This is a genomic window from Caulobacter sp. FG7, assembly GCF_057808875.1.
Genome location: NZ_JBMDIW010000035.1, coordinates 1 through 15,948, shown reverse-complemented (window position 1 = coordinate 15,948; position 15,948 = coordinate 1). Strand labels below are relative to the sequence as shown.

The 15,948-nt window shown below is 69.1% G+C and carries 20 protein-coding genes; 10 read left to right on the top strand and 10 right to left on the bottom strand.

What is annotated here, in order from left to right:
* Position 1: 1 nt before the first annotated feature.
* From ACODR1_RS21930 to ACODR1_RS21910, 5 genes are all read right to left on the bottom strand, one after another.
* The gene (locus ACODR1_RS21930; RefSeq protein WP_488882331.1) at positions 2 to 511 is read right to left on the bottom strand and encodes a hypothetical protein; all 510 of its coding nucleotides are present in this window, start codon (positions 509 to 511) and stop codon (positions 2 to 4) included.
* A complete protein-coding gene (mreC, locus tag ACODR1_RS21925) occupies positions 508 to 1,638 on the bottom strand; it encodes a rod shape-determining protein MreC (RefSeq protein WP_488882330.1) in 1,131 nt (376 codons plus the stop codon). The genes ACODR1_RS21930 and mreC overlap by 4 nt, the downstream gene beginning before the upstream one ends.
* 50 nt (positions 1,639 to 1,688) lie before the next feature.
* Positions 1,689 to 2,732, bottom strand: a complete 1,044-nt coding sequence (locus ACODR1_RS21920; protein WP_010919417.1) for a rod shape-determining protein — start codon at positions 2,730 to 2,732, stop codon at positions 1,689 to 1,691.
* Positions 2,733 to 3,098: 366 nt separating this feature from the next.
* Positions 3,099 to 3,977, bottom strand: coding sequence for a DMT family transporter (locus ACODR1_RS21915; RefSeq protein ID WP_488882329.1), 879 nt, complete (start codon positions 3,975 to 3,977; stop codon positions 3,099 to 3,101).
* Positions 3,974 to 4,558, bottom strand: coding sequence for an O-methyltransferase (locus tag ACODR1_RS21910; protein WP_488882328.1), 585 nt, complete (start codon positions 4,556 to 4,558; stop codon positions 3,974 to 3,976). The genes ACODR1_RS21915 and ACODR1_RS21910 overlap by 4 nt, the downstream gene beginning before the upstream one ends.
* A gap of 123 nt (positions 4,559 to 4,681) precedes the next feature.
* Between ACODR1_RS21910 and ACODR1_RS21905 the strand changes: the two genes are divergently transcribed.
* A complete protein-coding gene (locus ACODR1_RS21905) occupies positions 4,682 to 5,155 on the top strand; it encodes a hypothetical protein (RefSeq protein WP_488882327.1) in 474 nt (157 codons plus the stop codon).
* Between the two features lie 159 nt (positions 5,156 to 5,314).
* Here ACODR1_RS21905 and ACODR1_RS21900 read toward each other — a convergent pair whose 3' ends face one another.
* Together ACODR1_RS21900 and ACODR1_RS21895 are read right to left on the bottom strand one after the other, a co-directional pair.
* Positions 5,315 to 6,904 carry a 2-isopropylmalate synthase gene (locus ACODR1_RS21900; RefSeq protein WP_277794296.1) on the bottom strand — a complete coding sequence of 530 codons (1,590 nt, stop codon included), beginning with the start codon at positions 6,902 to 6,904 and terminating at the stop codon, positions 5,315 to 5,317.
* 246 nt (positions 6,905 to 7,150) lie between these two features.
* Positions 7,151 to 7,864, bottom strand: a complete 714-nt coding sequence (locus ACODR1_RS21895; RefSeq protein WP_488882367.1) for a TVP38/TMEM64 family protein — start codon at positions 7,862 to 7,864, stop codon at positions 7,151 to 7,153.
* A gap of 217 nt (positions 7,865 to 8,081) precedes the next feature.
* Between ACODR1_RS21895 and ACODR1_RS21890 the strand changes: the two genes are divergently transcribed.
* Both ACODR1_RS21890 and ACODR1_RS21885 read left to right on the top strand, forming a co-directional pair.
* Positions 8,082 to 8,747 carry an AAA family ATPase gene (locus ACODR1_RS21890; protein WP_488882326.1) on the top strand — a complete coding sequence of 222 codons (666 nt, stop codon included), beginning with the start codon at positions 8,082 to 8,084 and terminating at the stop codon, positions 8,745 to 8,747.
* Positions 8,748 to 8,809: 62 nt separating this feature from the next.
* A complete protein-coding gene (locus ACODR1_RS21885) occupies positions 8,810 to 9,343 on the top strand; it encodes an NADPH-dependent FMN reductase (protein ID WP_488882325.1) in 534 nt (177 codons plus the stop codon).
* Between the two features lie 205 nt (positions 9,344 to 9,548).
* On the opposite strand, the gene ACODR1_RS21880 is transcribed toward ACODR1_RS21885, so the two are convergent.
* Positions 9,549 to 10,133 (bottom strand): hypothetical protein, encoded by a 585-nt coding sequence (locus ACODR1_RS21880; RefSeq protein WP_488882324.1) that lies wholly within the window; start codon positions 10,131 to 10,133, stop codon positions 9,549 to 9,551.
* A 287-nt stretch (positions 10,134 to 10,420) separates the two neighbouring features.
* Here ACODR1_RS21880 and ACODR1_RS21875 point away from each other — a divergent pair, with 287 nt between their 5' ends.
* Positions 10,421 to 11,623 carry a pyridoxal phosphate-dependent aminotransferase gene (locus ACODR1_RS21875; protein WP_488882323.1) on the top strand — a complete coding sequence of 401 codons (1,203 nt, stop codon included), beginning with the start codon at positions 10,421 to 10,423 and terminating at the stop codon, positions 11,621 to 11,623.
* A gap of 74 nt (positions 11,624 to 11,697) precedes the next feature.
* On the opposite strand, the gene ACODR1_RS21870 is transcribed toward ACODR1_RS21875, so the two are convergent.
* Positions 11,698 to 11,934 carry a DUF2171 domain-containing protein gene (locus tag ACODR1_RS21870; RefSeq protein WP_334349959.1) on the bottom strand — a complete coding sequence of 79 codons (237 nt, stop codon included), beginning with the start codon at positions 11,932 to 11,934 and terminating at the stop codon, positions 11,698 to 11,700.
* Between the two features lie 154 nt (positions 11,935 to 12,088).
* Here ACODR1_RS21870 and ACODR1_RS21865 point away from each other — a divergent pair, with 154 nt between their 5' ends.
* The 5 genes from ACODR1_RS21865 to ACODR1_RS21845 are packed head-to-tail and all read left to right on the top strand — an operon-like array spanning position 12,089 to position 14,965.
* A complete protein-coding gene (locus ACODR1_RS21865; RefSeq protein ID WP_488882322.1) occupies positions 12,089 to 12,676 on the top strand; it encodes a glutathione S-transferase family protein in 588 nt (195 codons plus the stop codon).
* The gene (locus ACODR1_RS21860) at positions 12,673 to 13,602 is read left to right on the top strand and encodes a DUF6807 family protein (RefSeq protein ID WP_488882321.1); all 930 of its coding nucleotides are present in this window, start codon (positions 12,673 to 12,675) and stop codon (positions 13,600 to 13,602) included. The genes ACODR1_RS21865 and ACODR1_RS21860 overlap by 4 nt, the downstream gene beginning before the upstream one ends.
* 3 nt (positions 13,603 to 13,605) lie before the next feature.
* Positions 13,606 to 13,782 (top strand): DUF4169 family protein, encoded by a 177-nt coding sequence (locus tag ACODR1_RS21855; protein WP_488882320.1) that lies wholly within the window; start codon positions 13,606 to 13,608, stop codon positions 13,780 to 13,782.
* Positions 13,779 to 14,414, top strand: a complete 636-nt coding sequence (locus ACODR1_RS21850) for a hypothetical protein (RefSeq protein ID WP_488882319.1) — start codon at positions 13,779 to 13,781, stop codon at positions 14,412 to 14,414. The genes ACODR1_RS21855 and ACODR1_RS21850 overlap by 4 nt, the downstream gene beginning before the upstream one ends.
* On the top strand, positions 14,411 to 14,965 hold the full coding sequence (locus tag ACODR1_RS21845; RefSeq protein WP_488882318.1) for a hypothetical protein: 555 nt from the start codon (positions 14,411 to 14,413) through the stop codon (positions 14,963 to 14,965). Before ACODR1_RS21850 ends, ACODR1_RS21845 begins: the two co-directional genes overlap by 4 nt.
* Before the next feature lie 9 nt (positions 14,966 to 14,974).
* On the opposite strand, the gene ACODR1_RS21840 is transcribed toward ACODR1_RS21845, so the two are convergent.
* Positions 14,975 to 15,139 (bottom strand): hypothetical protein, encoded by a 165-nt coding sequence (locus tag ACODR1_RS21840; RefSeq protein ID WP_488882317.1) that lies wholly within the window; start codon positions 15,137 to 15,139, stop codon positions 14,975 to 14,977.
* Between the two features lie 95 nt (positions 15,140 to 15,234).
* On the opposite strand from ACODR1_RS21840, the gene ACODR1_RS21835 reads away from it, so the two are divergent.
* Positions 15,235 to 15,948, top strand: a 714-nt coding sequence (locus ACODR1_RS21835) for a LysR family transcriptional regulator (RefSeq protein ID WP_488882316.1), incomplete at its 3' end; no start/stop codon positions are given.

Sequence of the window (15,948 nt, the reverse complement as noted above, 5' to 3'; positions counted from 1 at the left end):
CTCACCGGAACCGGACGTCGGCGTCTTCGAAGCGATCGATCAGCCGGTGCGCGAACGGGAACAGCAGCGCCGTGGCCAGGAACTGCCAGAACACGGCCACCAGGCTGGGCATGGCCAGGCTGTCCATCATCGTGAACAGGAAGCCGGCCGTCATCGAAAGCGCGCAGGCCCCGGCGTACCAGACCCACAGCATCGGCCGGCTCTGGCCGGTCAGCATGTTGCGCGCCGCCAGCACGCAGGCGTAGGCGACCAGCAGCGACAGGCCCCACAGGCCCGTGGGGCCGCCCCAGAACGTATCAAGGAACAGGCCCAGCAGCAGCAGGGCGAACGGCGCCAGGATCGACGGCCGGATCACCGCCCAGGCGAAGGCCGGGACCATGGCGAAGATCGGTTCGGGCAGCTGCAGGCCCCACATGCGGATCGGCGCCGCGAACAGGATCGTCGCCAGGATCACGAACAGCATGGGGACGCCCAGCCAGCGCCCCGGATTGAGGGGCCGGGCGCCGGTCATTGCGGCGTCCTGGCCGGCGCGGGCGCCGGGCTGGTGGTCGAGGGCCTCGTGGTCGCGGGCGGCCTGGTGGTCGCGGGAGCGCTGGCTCCCGAAGCCGCCGGCCTGGGTGCGGGCGTGGTCGGCCGGGCCGCGGCGGGGGCGGCCCCCGTCGCAGCCGGAGCCGTCGTCGCCGGGGCTGCAGGCGGCGGGGTCGCCGGCCTGGCCGGACCCAGGATCGACTGTTCGGGATTCTCGGTGATCACCGGCGGCAGCACCTTCGCGGCCAGGGCCTGCTGGTCGGCCAGCTGGGCGAAGTCCTTGAACAGCAGGATGCGGATGTAGTCGATCGAGGCGCTGTCGGCGAACAGGACCACGCGCCAGCGGCCGTCCAGGCCCTTCACGGCCGCGCCCACCGGCAGGCCGCGCGGCACCACGCCGCCGTCGCCCGAGGTCACGACGCGGTCGCCGGCCTGGATCGGTTCGGAGCCGCGCAGGTACTCCAGCTTGGGGTTGGGGCCGCCGTCGCCGGTCAGGATGGCGCGAGAATTGGTGCGGTCGATCATCACCGGCGTGCGCGAAGCGATGTCGGTCAGCAGCAGCACGCGGCTGGCGCCGGGCGCGACGCCGACGATACGGCCCACGAGCCCACGCTCGTTCATCACCGGATTGCCGACGACCACGCCCTTTTCCTTGCCGGCGTCGGCCAGGCGGGTGTTGGCGAAGGGGCCGCGGCTGTCGGCCACCACGCGGGCGGCGACCATCGGGATCGGCGGATCGGTCTTCAGGCCCAGCAGCGACTTGTAGCGCTCGTTCTCGTCGACGAGAGCCAGGTACTTGTCGCGGTAGGTCCGCATCTCCTTGAGCTCGGCCTTCAGGCGCGCGTTCTCGGAGCCGGCGAAGAAGTAGTTGCGCACCGCGTCGACGCCGACGCCGGTCCAGCGGCCGGGCGCGGCGATGACGCCGCTGACCGGCTTGGACACCGTGTCGACCGTCTGGCGGGTGACGCCGTAGGCTTGCTGTTGCAGCGTCTCGCGCCGGTCGGCCAGGAGGAAGGCCACCGCGATCACGACCGCGACGATGAGCGCCACGGCCGCGGTCCAGGTGAGCGGCACTTTCAGGTCGCCGAGCGGACCTTCGCGAAAGGGCACGAACTATTCTCCTGGCGCCCGCCGGACGCCGATGCGGATTGTATCAGGGCTTAGGCGAGGGTCGATTCCAGGACGCCCTTCATCCACTTGGGATGCTCGAGCACCTTGCCGCAGCCCAGGGCCACGCACGACAGCGGGTCGTCGGCCACGGTGACCGGCAGGCCGGTGTGGTCGCGGATCTCGGCGTCCAGGCCGCGCAGCAGCGCGCCGCCGCCGGTCAGCATGATGCCCTTGTCGGCGATGTCGCTGGCCAGTTCCGGCGGGGTGGCTTCCAGGGCCACCTTCACGGCTTCGACGATCTGCCCGACCGGTTCGGCCAGGGCGTCGGCGGCCTGCTTTTCCGAGATGCGGACTTCGCGCGGCACGCCCTGCATCAGGTCGCGGCCCTTGACGTCGATCGACAGGCCTTCGCCGTCGGCCGGGGCGCGGGCGGTGCCGATTTCCTTCTTGATGCGTTCGGCGGTCGTCTCGCCGATCAGCAGGTTATGGTGGCGACGCATGTAGCTGATGATCGCCTCGTCCATCTTGTCGCCGCCGACGCGGACCGAGCGCGAATAGACGATGCCCGACAGCGACAGCACGGCCACCTCGGTGGTGCCGCCGCCGATGTCGACGACCATCGAGCCGGTCGGCTCGTGGATCGGCAGGCCCGCGCCGATGGCGGCGGCCATCGGCTCGTCGATCAGGCCGACGCGGCGGGCGCCGGCGTTCAGGCAGCTGTCGTTGATGGCGCGGCGTTCCACGGCGGTGGCGCCCGACGGCACGCACACGATCACCTTCGGGTTCACGAAGCCCTTGCGGTTGTGAACCTTGCGGATGAAATACTTGATCATCTCCTCGGCGACTTCGAAGTCGGCGATGACGCCGTCGCGCATCGGGCGGATGGCTTCCATGTGGCCCGGGGTGCGGCCCAGCATCTGCTTGGCCTCGATGCCCACGGCATGGACGACCTTGCGGCCGCCGACGTTGCGCAGCGCCACGACGGACGGCTCGTTCAGCACGATGCCCTTGCCCTTCTGGTAGATCAGGGTGTTGGCGGTGCCCAGGTCGATGGCGATGTCGTTCGAGATGACGCCGAAGAGGGAAGAGAACATCGAAAACCCTGACTGAGGGGTAGAAGGGGCGAGACGTCAAAAACCACGGTGGATACCGCGGTGCGGAGCCTATTCCGCCGAATGACCGGAGGAGCAGGCGAGAAAAAGGCTCCTACTGCAAATCAGGAAGAGGACAACATGATTCCCCGCGTACGCGGATCATCGTCCCTTCCCGCCTTGCGCCTTCTTGTGGCGACGGGAGCGCCGCCGCCGGGCCGCGCCGTCGTCCAACCACCGGAAGAGTGAGGGAGACGCCGCCCGTTTGCACCGCGAAAGCGTTGATTTCAAGGTCTATTCGCCAAGCCTTCTCACCTGTTTCAAACTCGTGTGCGAGCCGGCAGGGGGAACGCATAAAAGTGTCTATTTCTAGCCGAGCGCGGCTATGACGACTCCGACCGCTGTGACGGCCCCGGCGAGGACCTGAAACAGGGTCAACCGTTCGGCGAAAAGGCGTCTTCCGGCCAGGGCGGCCATCGGCATCTCGACGACGCCCACCGCCCTCACCGGCCCCACCGGCGACAGCGCCATGGCCGTGAACCACAGGCCCGAGGCGGCCGCGCCGCAGAAGCCCGCGCCCAGCGACTTGCGCCAGGCGGCCAACACGGCGACCACCGCGTCGGGATTGCGCACCAGCAGGATCGAGGTCAGCACCACCGACTGGATGGCCTGGACGACCATCACCGTGACAAAGGCCGAATAGGCCAGGTGCGCGGGATCGAAGGTCAGCGAAGCCTGGCGGAAGCAGTTGGCGCTGAGCGCGAACATCGCGCCCGAGCCCAGGCCGGCCAGCACCGCGCCCCGCTTTAGGGTCACCGCGCCGCGCGGCCAGGACAGGGCGGCCAGGCCCGCGGTGGCGACCAGCCCCCCGCCCCACTGCATGGCGGTGATCCGATCACCGAACAGCAGCGCGCCCCAGACCAGGGCGAACGGCAGGCCGCTCTGCTGCATGGCCGTGCCCAGCGCGAAGGACGAACGCTGCATGGCCACCAGCAGCGCCGCGGTGGCCGCCATCTGCAGGCCCGCGCCAGCGAAGGCGCCCAGCCAGAAGCGCATGGTCAGGTGCGCCTGCGGGTCCTTGGTGACCAGGAACGCGATCCCGGCGAAGACGACCGCGAACGGCAGGCCGAACAGGAACCGCACGAGGGTCGCGCCCCAGGGGCCGGCCCCGCCCATCACCGAGCGCTGCGCCGCGTTGCGGGCGACCTGCAGGGCCGCGGCGGCGATGGTGATGGGGATCCAGATCATGCCGCTCTCTTGGCCGCCACCAGCACGCCCGAGGCCCAGTCCATGCCGACGATCGCGAAGCGCGGATCGCCCGCCAGGCGCAGCACCAGGTCGTCGACCCGCGCCTGGTGGCCTTCGGGCCAGTTCGGCTGGGGCGACATGTCGTCGACCACGTAGACGCCGCCCACCTGCAGCAGGCGCAGGGCGTCTTCCAGGCCCTCGTACTTGCCCGGCATGGCGTCGGCGAAGATCAAGTCGAAACCGCCGTCGCTCTGGCCGGCCAGATAGGCCGCGCCGTCTTCGGTGATGAAGTCGACGCGGGGGTCCTCGCCCAGCACTTCGCGCGCCACGGCCTGGACCGAAGCGTCGTTGTCGACGGTGGCCAGGCGGGCGTCCTCGTCCATGCCGTCCAGCAGCCAGGCGGTGGCCGAGCCTGTGCCCGTGCCCATCTCCAGCAACGCCTTGCGGCCGACGGCAAGCGTGCGGAGCATTTCGCCGATGCGCGCTTCCGACGACATGTCGAAGCCCGCCTCGATGGTGCGCCTGGCGATCTCGTGCCAGCGGGGCGGCGAAGCAACGCTGTTTTCCAAGGTCGAACCCATCGATCGGCTCCTTATGCCGCCCTTACGCCGGCGGCGGGTTTATGAATGGCGCCCTGACGCGGGGCGGCGTCAGAACAGCGGGGTTGGCGCACATAAGCTGCGTTTCCTAACAAGGCGTTCACCATGTCTCTCCATCCGCTCCGTCAAGCCGCTCAGTTTCTGCTGGGCGTCCCGACCGACGGGATCGATCCGACGCTCGACCGTATGCTGGAACTGGCCCAGGCCACGCCGCTGTGCTTCGTGGCGGTGACCGGACCGGACGCCGCCGAGGCCATGGGACAGCTGTGGCGGCGCGGCTATCAGCGCGTGGAAATCGCCCGCCGGGCCACCTGCGCGGCCGCCGACGAACGCAGCGACGTGCTGCTGGTCGTGGGCAGCCCCACGGCCGACGACATGCGCGCGACCGCGGCCTCGACCGTGGGCCTGCTGCGCCCGGGCGGGGTGATGGTGATCGACGTGGGCGCCCTGGTCGACGCCGAGCAGCGCATGGCCCTGTGCGAGGGCCTGGCGCAGCTGGGTCTCGACGTGCAGCCGCAGGCGCACCTCGCCGCCGAAATCCTGGCGACGCGCCGCTGGGGCTGGCGCAAGGCGGCTTGAGGGTCCGAAACCTCGCCCCAACGACAAGCTCAGGGTGAGGTTTCTACTGCACCGCCGTCGACATTCGCCTCCCCCTGAGCCTGTCGAAGCATGCCCTTGGGCGAGCCGCGCCTGCGGCGCGACCCGATGGGGGCGAGGACGGCTTCTTCGGCGCGCCCCTCAGAAGCCGCTGGCGATAGCCGCCGGCGCGCTCTTTTCCTTGCGGGCGAAGAGGTTGTTGAGGGCGTTGACGTAGGCCTTGGCCGACGCAGTCAGGGTGTCGGTGTCGGCGGCCGCGCCGGTGGCGATGCGGCCGTCCTCTTCCAGGCGCACCGAGACCTGGGCCTGGGCGTCGGTGCCTTCGGTGACCGCGTGCACCTGGAACAGGCGCAGGGCGGCGCTGTGCGGCACGATCTTGTGGATGGCGTTGAACACCGCGTCGACCGGACCGTCGCCCGAGGCCTCGGCGCTCTTGGCCTGGCCATCGACGTCCAGGGTCAGCTCGGCCGACTGGCCTTCGGTGCCGGCCACCACGCGCAGGTGCGAGACGCGGATCTTTTCCGAGCCGCGCGCCAGGGCGTCGTCGACCAGGGCGATGATGTCGTCGTCGTAGACGTGCTTCTTGCGGTCGGCCAGGTCCTTGAAGCGGCCGAAGGCCTCCTTCAGGGCGTTCTGGCCCAGCTCGTAGCCCAGGTCCTTCAGCTTGGCGCGGAAGGCGTGGCTGCCCGAGTGCTTGCCCATGACCAGGCTGGACGGCGCCTGGCCGACCGATTCCGGGGTCATGATCTCGTAGGTCTCGCGGTTCTTGAGCATGCCGTCCTGGTGGATGCCGCTCTCGTGCGCGAAGGCGTTCTTGCCGACGATGGCCTTGTTGTATTGCACCGGGAAGCCGGTGATGGCCGATACGTAGCGGCTGGCGCGGGTGATGTGGGTGGTGTCGATGCCGGTCTGGAAGGGCAGCTTGTCGCCGCGCACCTTCAGGGCCATCACCACCTCTTCCAGCGCGGCGTTGCCGGCGCGCTCGCCCAGGCCGTTGATGGCGCACTCGATCTGGCGGGCGCCGCCCTGCACGCCGGCCAGGCTGTTGGCCACGGCCAGGCCCAGGTCATTGTGGCAGTGGGTCGAGAAGATCACCTTGTCGGCGCCCTCGACGTTCTTAGTCATCCAATCAAACAGATCGGCGTATTCCGACGGGTAGGTGTAGCCGACCGTGTCGGGCAGGTTGATCGTCGTGGCGCCGGCCTTGATGGCGGTCTCGATGGCGCGGCGCAGGAACTGGCGGTCGCTGCGGGTGGCGTCCTCGGCCGACCACTCGACGTCGTCGCGCAGGTTGCGAGCGTGGGTCACCGAGCGGGCGATCACGTCGATGACGGCGTCCGGCTCCATCTGCAGCTTGTGCTTCATGTGCAGGTCGGAGGTGGCGATCACCACGTGGATCCGGCCGCGCTGGGTGGGCTTCAGGGCCTCGGCGCAGCGGTCGATGTCCACCTGGTGGGCGCGGCACAGGCCGGCGATCGTGCTGTTCTTGACGATCTTGGCGATCTCGTTGACCGACTGGAAGTCGCCGTTCGAGGCGATCGGGAAGCCGGCCTCGATGATGTCGACCCCCATCTCCTCGAGGATCTTGGCCAGTTCCAGCTTCTCTTCCAGCGACATCGAGGCGCCGGGCGACTGCTCGCCGTCGCGCATGGTGGTGTCGAAGATGACGACGTTGTCGCGGCCCGACCCGATCTTGGAATCAGCGGCGACGGGCGAGATGGGGGCGGTCATGGGAGTGTCTTTCGCGAGGTCCGGAGGGCTGAAGGGTTGTTGTCCCCTGAGCGACCGGCCGCGACGATACGTACGCGCGGCTAGACGGACGCCCAGGGGCGGCTAAGCCCCAGCGCAAGGAGAAGAAGGTTGTCGCGTTCGCGGCACATGCGGGTTGTATTACCGAACCGCGCCAAATCCAGCAAGCCGTTTGCTCACAAGGCAGTCAATTCGCCGCGCCAGGGGCAACAAATGCCCCAAAGCCAATTATTGATCGGCTTGTTCTTCCTTGGCCTTCAGCCAATTGCGGGCGACCCAACCCGCTCCGATCCAGATCGCGGCCGCAACGACCAGCAGGACGACGTGCTGCACGCCTCCGCCCCGCATCGCCTGGACGATGGTGTTGCCGGCAAAGGCGGTCAGGGCGATCTTCGGAATGATGCCGATGGCCGTGCCACTGACGAAGTCGCGCACCTTCATCGGCGTGACGCCGGCGGCCATGTTGACGACGATGAACGGCGCGGACGGCACCAGGCGCACGATCAGGCTGGCCATGAAGCCGTTCTTGCCGATCAGCTTCATGAACTTGTGCACGCCGTCGCTGGGCAGGCTGGCCAGCATCTTGCCGCCGAACGCCCGGCCGACCCAGAAGCCGACCATCGACGAGACCAGCGTGCCGATCCAGCTGTAGGCGAAGCCGGTCCACGGGCCGAAGGCGACCACCGCCGCGGCGATCAGCACGAACTGCGGCACGCCCACAAAGGCCAGGGCCGCGAAGGCGCCCACGGCCACCGGCAGGGCCCACGGGCCGTGCGCCGCGGTCAGCCAGTGCTCGACGGTGGTCTCGCCGTCGAGGCCCAGAAGCTGGGCGCCGAACAGGAAGACGATCCCCACCCCGCCGAACAGCACGAAGGAGACGGCCACCGCGCGCCAGGCGCGGGCGTCCATGTTGGTGAAGAAATCGATGAGACGGCGGATGATCACGGCCCCTGCCTCGCGCATGGCTATCGCCGGGTCAAGCGCCCCGATGGCGTCAAAAGCGTGGCCGCTGCGCATTCGGGGCCAAACTTCGCCGTTCAGGCGGGCGCCGGCGAGCGGATTCGCCCTTCACGACATTTACGTTGCGATAACGTCGTAGAGCGACGCTACTTATCCACAGGCCTGCAGGGGGACGCGGGCGCTTGGTGAGGAAACGTACGTGAAGACCTTGGCCGTCATCTCGCGCAAGGGGGGCGCGGGCAAAACCACTCTATCCGTCAACCTGTCGATCGCCGCCCATCTGTCCGGCTGCCGCACGATCCTGGCCGACATCGACCCGCAGCGCTCGGCGTCCGACGTGCTGCGCGGTCGCGAGGCCGACGGCCCCGCCCTGCTGGAAAGCAGCGCCGGCAAGCTGTTCCAGGCCCGCTACCACGCCGAGCACGAGCGGGTGGACCTGATGCTGATCGACACCCCCGCCTCGCCCGAGGCCGACGTGGTCACCGCCATCAACACCGCCGACCTGTGCCTGCTGGTCTGCCGCCCGACCTTTCTCGACATCGCCGCCGTCGCGCGCTCGGCCGAGGCCGTGCGACGCCTGGGCAAGAACGGCCTGATCGTCATCAACCAGGCGCCGGCCAAGCGCGGCGGGCAGGAGCCGGCCAGCGTGGTCAAGGCCGCCGAGGCCCTGCGCTTCTGCGGCCTGCCGCTGGCGGCCGTGGGCCTGCGCTCACGCGCGGCCTTCCAGCAGTCGATCGCCCACGGCCGCTCGGTGCTGGAATGGGAACCCGCCGGCGCCGCCGCTCAGGAGATCGGCCGCCTGTGGACCCAGGTCGCCGGTCATCTGGCCCTGCCGGTCGCCGCCCCGGCCGCCCGCGCCAGCTGAACCTTGCCCGCCTCGCCCGACGGCGGGCATGGTCGCGGCTCCCTAGAGTTTCGGAGTCGCGTATGAACATCCTCGCCGTTTCGGGCAGCCTGCGGGCCGGCTCGTTCAACACCGCCCTCCTCCGCGCCGCGCAGGACCTGGCGCCCGAAGGCGTGTCGATCACCCTGTTCTCGCTGCGCGACCTGCCGTTCTTCGACCAGGACCTCGAGGCCGAGGGCGATCCCGCCGCCGTCGTCGCCTGGAAAGAAGCGGTGCGCGCCGCCGACGGCCTGCTGATCGCCTGCCCGGAATACAACGGCGGGATCACCGGCGTGCTGAAGAACGCCGTCGACTGGGCCTCGCGCGGCAAGCCCGCGCCGCTGGCCGGCAAGCTGTGCTGCCTGGTCGGCGCCTCGCCGGGGATCACCGGAACCGTCCGCGCCCAGGACGCCCTGCGCCTGTCCCTGCGCCGCGCCGGCGCCCGCACCGAGCCGCAGGGCGACGTCCTGGTCGGCCAGGCCCACACCAAGATCGAGGACGGCGTGCTAACCGACGAACGCACGATCGAGGCCCTGCGCCGGCATCTGGCCGAGTTCGTGGAGATGGTGCGGGGTTAGCCTCAAGATCCTCCCCCTCTGGGGGAGGTGGCCCGGAGGGCCGGAGGGGGAAGCCCTTACCGATGCCATTTTCCGTAAAATCCCCGCGAAAGCGGGGACCCAGGCGTTTTATCGTCAAGCGTCCGGCGTTTCAGAAAAAGCCTAGGCCCCCGCTTTCGCGGGGGTTTTACGGAATGTTGGTCGGGCGATACTTAAGGCCGCTCCCCTACTTCAGCTGCGACGGGTCGTAATTCGCCCCGAAGTCCAGCACGAACAGCGGACCCAGCACCACGGTCTGCTTGGCCCCGCCCAGGTGCAGCGACACCGCCGCCCCGCCCTTGTCGGCGTCCATCGTGGCGCGGCCGCTGACGGTGTAGATCTTCCAGTCGGGACTATCGACCTTGATCGCCCCGCCCTCGACGATGCCGCCCCACGGCTCGGCCGACTGCTGGACGCGGACATTGGTCACGGTCGCGGCCGGCGCGCCGCCTTCCACCGCCTCGGCCTTGGCCCAGAAGGCCACGGTGATGACGTCGCCCTTGGCGATCTTGCCGTTGACCGCCTGGCTGCCCGACACCCGCCAGGCCGCCGCCGGATCGGGCGTGGCGACCACCACCCGCACCCCGCCGCCGCCGACCACGGCCTTGTCCTTGACATAGGCGTTGGTCTGGCCGGCCCCGTAGACGTTCCAGGCCGTCGACGGCTTGTTGATGGCGTACTTCATGATTCCCTCGTCGGCCGCCGTGGCGACCGGCGCGGACAGCGACAGGGCGAGCGCCGCGACGGCGGCCCCGAGAATCGTCTTCTTCATCTGGCTTCCCCCTTCCGAAAGGCATGATCTTGCTCGCCCGCGCGATGCGGACGAACGGCCGTCTCCTTCCCTGGAGGATTGTCGAAAATGCTCCGACCACGTCCCCCGACGCGGGGTCCCGTCGTGCGCGCGGCGGAACCTTGTTCTTCGATGGTAGCGGTAGCGCGGTCGCCACAAACTGGCAAGAAGCAGCGCTTTGCGGCCCCTCCCGCGTTGCGCCGCGAGGGGGTCGGGCGTAAAGACCGCCGCAATCCTGAAACCGGTCCTTTCCAGGGGAGTCCAAGACAATGTCGCTCGAGTCCGCCGCACTGCGGCGCATCGCACCGTCGGCCACCATCGCCATCAGCGCCAAGGCGCGCGCGCTGAAAGCCGCCGGTCGTGACGTGATCGCCCTTTCGGCGGGCGAACCGGACTTCGACACCCCGGACAATATCAAGGACGCGGCCATCGCCGCCATCAAGGCCGGCAAGACCAAGTATACCGATCCCGACGGCATGCCCGAGCTGAAGGCGGCCATCTGCGCGAAGTTCAAGCGCGAGAACGGCCTGGACTACAAGCCGAGCCAGGTGCACGTCGCCCCGGGCGGCAAGCCGGTGATCTACAACGCCTTCGTCGCCACCCTGAACCCGGGCGACGAGGTCATCATCCCCGCGCCGTACTGGGTGTCGTACCCCGACATGACCCTGCTGGCCGGCGGCACGCCGGTGCCGGTCGAGACCACCGCCGAGAGCGGCTTCAAGATCACGCCGCAGGCGCTGGAAGCGGCGATCACGCCCAAGTCCAAGTGGCTGATCATCAACAGCCCCTCGAACCCGTCGGGCGGCGCCTACACCCGCGCCGAACTGCAGGCCATCGCCGACGTGCTGCTCAAGCACCCGCACGTCTGGGTGCTGACCGACGACATGTACGAGCACCTGGTGTTCGACGACTTCGAATTCACCACCATCGCCCAGGTCGAGCCCAAGCTCTATGACCGCACCCTGACGATGAACGGCGTCTCGAAGGGCTATTCGATGACCGGCTGGCGCATCGGCTACGCCGCGGGTCCCGAAGCGCTGATCAAGGCCATGGGCAAGATGATCAGCCAGACGACCTCGAACCCCTGCTCGATCAGCCAGTGGGCGGCTCTGGAAGCCCTGAACGGTCCGCAGGACTTCATCAAGCCGAACGCCAAGCTGTTCCAGGAGCGCCGCGATCTCGTGGTGTCGATGCTGAACCAGGCCACCGGCCTGCACTGCCCGACCCCGGAAGGCGCGTTCTACGTCTATCCCTCGTGCGCCGGCCTGATCGGCAAGACCGCCCCATCGGGCAAGGTCATCGAGAGCGACGAGGACTTCGCCGTCGAACTGCTGGAAACCGAAGGCGTGGCCGTGGTGCACGGCGCGGCCTTCGGCCTGTCGCCGTTCTTCCGCATCAGCTACGCCACCAGCAACGACGTGCTGGAAGACGCCTGCTCGCGCATCCAGCGCTTCTGCGCCAACGTGAAGTAAGCTTTCCGGCCCGTCCGGAAACGACGAAGCCGCGGCCCTCGGGCCGCGGCTTTTTCATTGGCCGAGCAACGTCCTCAGTGCTTCTCGCGCCAGCCGGCCTTGGCGTCTTCCTGGGTCATGCTCAGGTGCACCGCGTCGTCGTCGACATAGTCGACCCACGACAGCGGGATCATGTGATGCTTGAGGCCCGAACCCAGGTCGAGCTTGGTCAGCTCGATCTCCGTGCCGACCACGTGGTCGACCCGGCCGACGTGCTTGCCGTCGGAGCCGACCACCTCGAGATGCTCGCGGATCAGAGATGCATCCATCATCGGATATGTCCTCCCATCGGCGGCGCCTCCACCGCGCCGTCATGGCTCTTCAAACGGCCTTGAGCGACCATTGGTTTCCCGATTGCCGAGCCCATCCGTTCGCCTTACGTTCGCCGACAAGGCCGCAACGCCAGGCGGCTCAAGGAGACGCGTCATGCTCACCCTCTTTCACGCCCCGCGATCGCGCTCGACGCGCTTCCTCTGGCTGCTGGAGGAACTGGGCGCGCCCTATCGCATCGAGAAGGTCGACATCTTCCGCAGCATGAGCGGCACGGGCGCGCGCGACCCGCGCAATCCCCACCCGCACGGCCAGGTGCCGGCCCTGCTGGACGACGGCGTGCTGATCACCGAAAGCGCCGCCATCGCCCTCTACCTGACCGACAAGTTCCCCACCGCGGGCCTGGGGCCCATGATCAGCGACCCGCACCGCGGGCCCTACCTGTCGTGGCTGGCCTACTATGCGGGCGTGCTGGAGCCGGCGGTGACCAATCTCTGGAAGCAGAGGCAGGACGACCAGGACAAGGCCCAGTACGCAGCCCTGGACGAGCGCCTGCGCACCACCCTGGAAAAGCAGCCCTGGCTGCTGGGCGAGCAGTTCTCGGCGGCCGACATACTGTTTGTCAGCCTGCTGCAGTTCGCGCGCCAGATGCTGCCGCCCCATGCGGTCTACGACGACTGGCTGGCCCGCGCCAACGCCCGCCCCGCCCTCGCCCGGGCCCTGGCCAAGGACGACCTGTCTTGAGAAAAGCCGCCCTCGCCGCCGCCATCCTGCTGAGCGCCGCGACACCGGCGCTGGCGGGCCGCATAGACGCCGTGCTCAGCGACGACGCCCTGACGATCACCGAGGACGGCAAGACCGTACTGGTCTATCGCACCAAGCCGCTGGACCCGGCCAAGGAGCCCGGCCGCTCCAACTACGTCCACCCGCTGTACGCGCCGGACGGCACGGTGCTGACCGAGGATCGCCCCGCCGACCACCTGCACCAGCGCGGGGCCTTCTGGAGCTGGCACCAGGTGCTGGTCGACGGCAAGAGCATCGGCGACGGCTGGTTCATGCAGGGGCTCTCTTTCAACATCCACGACCGCAGCTTCGAGGGCGACGCCGCCGGGCGCGGCAAGCTGACGGTCAAGGCCGACTGGCTGGTCAATTCCGGGCCCGAAGTGGTCTATGCCGCCACCGAGACGACCTCGATCATCGTCCATCCGCTGAAGGGCGGCGCGCGGCGGATCGAGTTCGACACCACCATCACCGCCCGCACCGACAGCCTGGCCCTGGGCGGCAGCAACGACGTCAAGGGTTATGGCGGCTTCTCGATCCGGCTGATCCGCCCCGACGCCCTGGTGTTCGGCTCCGGCGGCAAGCAGGTCAAAGCCCAGAACGAACCGGTCGAGGCCGGCAAGGCCATGGGCTTCGCCTGGCCCGCGGCGCCCGGCGTCCCGGCCTGGACCGTGGGGCTGAGCTGCAAGGCCAATGGCAAGCCGGTCACCCGCTGGATCCTGCGCAACGAACTGTCGATGCAGAACTGCGTCTTCCCCGGCCGCGCGCCCTATGTGATCAAGAAGGGTGAAAGCCTGCGCCTGCAGGAAACCCTCGTCATCCGCCCGGCCAGCAAGCGCACGCCCGCGCCCGCGCCGGCCGTCAAACCCCAAGCCCCACCCAAGACCTGAACCATGGCCGAGATCCTCAACCTCAACCACGCGCGCAAGGCCAAGGCCAAGACCAACGCCAAGCAGACCGCCGCCGAGAACCGCGCCCGCTTTAGCCGCACCAAGGCCGAAAAGACCCTCGACGCAGCGCGGGCCGAGAAGCTGCAGAACGTCCTCGACGGCGCCAAGCGCGAGGAATGACCGAGCCGTTCCACCGCAACCCGAGAGCGGAATCCTTCACCTCAGGCCAGCGGAAATGGGCGGAGGCGGCGATCTATGCCGGCGTGGTCGGCGCGCTGCTGGTCGGCTGCCATCTGTTCTGGAACTGGATGATTCCGCTGGATCCAGCCTGGTCGCCGCCGCCGCGCAATCAGACCCTCATCGCCAGCGGCGTCTTCGCGAGGAGCACCGACGCCTTCCAGCCGCGCGGCTATGACTTCGTGGGCCTCGGCGGCGGCCACCTGCGCCTGCGCTGCACGCCCTATGCCGACGCCTCGCTGACCACCAGGGACAACTGCCTGGCCGGACGTGGTCGCCTGGGCGACTACGCGGGCCAGCGCGTCAGCGTACGCTACTACGAACTGCCAGGCGCCTTCGGCGGCGAACCCGAACGCATCCTGCTGAGCGCCAACGCCGGGCGGCGCTGGATCCTTTCTCCCGAGGACCAGGCCGATCGGCTGGCCGCCGGCGCGGCGAGCCAAAGGCGCAACGAGGTTTCTCCGCGCGCCATGACATCTTTCACGGGCGCGATCATCCTCTTCGTGATCGCCGCCATGATCTTCGATGTGGTGCGTCGCAAGACGCGGCCCCGTCTCGCGGCATCGACCAAGTGACCGAACAGCCCCGCGTCCCCTGGCCGTTCCAGGCCCTGGCGTTCCGCTTCGCGCCGGTGCTCGTCGTCGTCATCGCCTGGAACGCGATCTGGGATTGGGCGACACCGGTCGATCCGGCCTGGACCCCGCCGCCCCGCGAACGGACGATCCTGACCATCGGCGTCTTCAGAACCGCCACCGATGCGCCTGGGGCCGACGGCTACGCGTTCGAGACGGTCGACGGACGCCGCCTGCGCCTGCGTTGCCGGCCGACCGGCGCGGCGCCCGACGATTGCCTGAACGGCGGCGGAAAGGTCGGCGACCATTCGGGCCGCTACGCCACCGTGCGATACTACGAGCGGATCGAAGGCGCCGCGCCCAGGCTTGTGCTGCTGGGCGCAAAGTCCGGCTCGGACTGGCTGCTGCGCACCGACGGCCAGACAGCGAAGCTGACCGAACTGGGCGAGGCCGAACGGCGGCGCAAGGCGCATTTGCGGACGGCGATCTCCACTGTCCTGACCCTCTTGGCCGGCTTCATCGGCCTTGTGCTTTTCCGCCGCTTCCGGCGCTGAACGCCAGGCTCACCGCGGAACCAGAAAGCGCGCGCCCTTGGGCAGGCTGTCACAGCAGCCGACCACGGGCGGGGTCGGGGCCTCGCCCATCCGCTTCCAGGCGGCGATCAGGCGCTCGATCGCCCACACCCAGCCGAACGTGGTTTCCTTATGGGTCTTGTGGAACTCTTCCATGGCCGCATCTCCTGTTCCCCGGCGACGCAGGGAAGATCGGCCCGATCGAGGTGCGCGACAAACGCGGTTCGTTGAGCTATGGATAAGCCATACTTATGGCAGACATCCTTGCTTCATATTCGCTCGGCGCCATCCGCGTCTTCGAGGCCGCCGCCCGGCTGAAGAGCTTCACGCGCGCCGCCGACGAGCTGGGCGTCACCCAGGCCGCCGTCAGCTGGCAGGTGAAGACCCTTGAGCAACGGCTGGGCCAGCCGCTGTTCGTACGCAAGGTGCGCGAGGTCGACCTGACTCCGGCCGGCGAGCGACTGGCGCGCGCCGCCACCGAGTCGATGGGCCTGCTGCGCGCGGCGCTGTCGGACCTGGTCGAGGCCGACCAGGGCGTGCTGGCCATCACCACCATGCAGAGCCTGGCCAACCACTGGCTGGCCGCGCGCCTGGGCGCCTTCCAGCTGGCCCACCCGATGATCGCCGTGCGGCTGGAGGGCAGCCACGTCCTGCGCGACCTTGGTCGCGGCGAGGCGGACCTGGGCCTGCGCGCCGGCCATGGCGACTGGCCGGGCCTGGCCGCCCACTTCCTGATGCCCTTCGTCCAGACCGCCCTCTGTTCGCCCGAGTTCCTGGCCCGCCATGGGCCATTCGAACGCCCCGCCGACCTGCTGGCCGCGCCGCGCATCGGCGCCTCCCGCGAATGGGAGGTGTGGTTCCGCGCCGCCGGCGTCGCGCCGCCGCAGGGCCCCGAGGCCCCGCGCCTGGAAGCCGACGCCCAGTCGATCGAAGTGGCCTCGGCCCTGGCCGGCCACGGCCTGGCC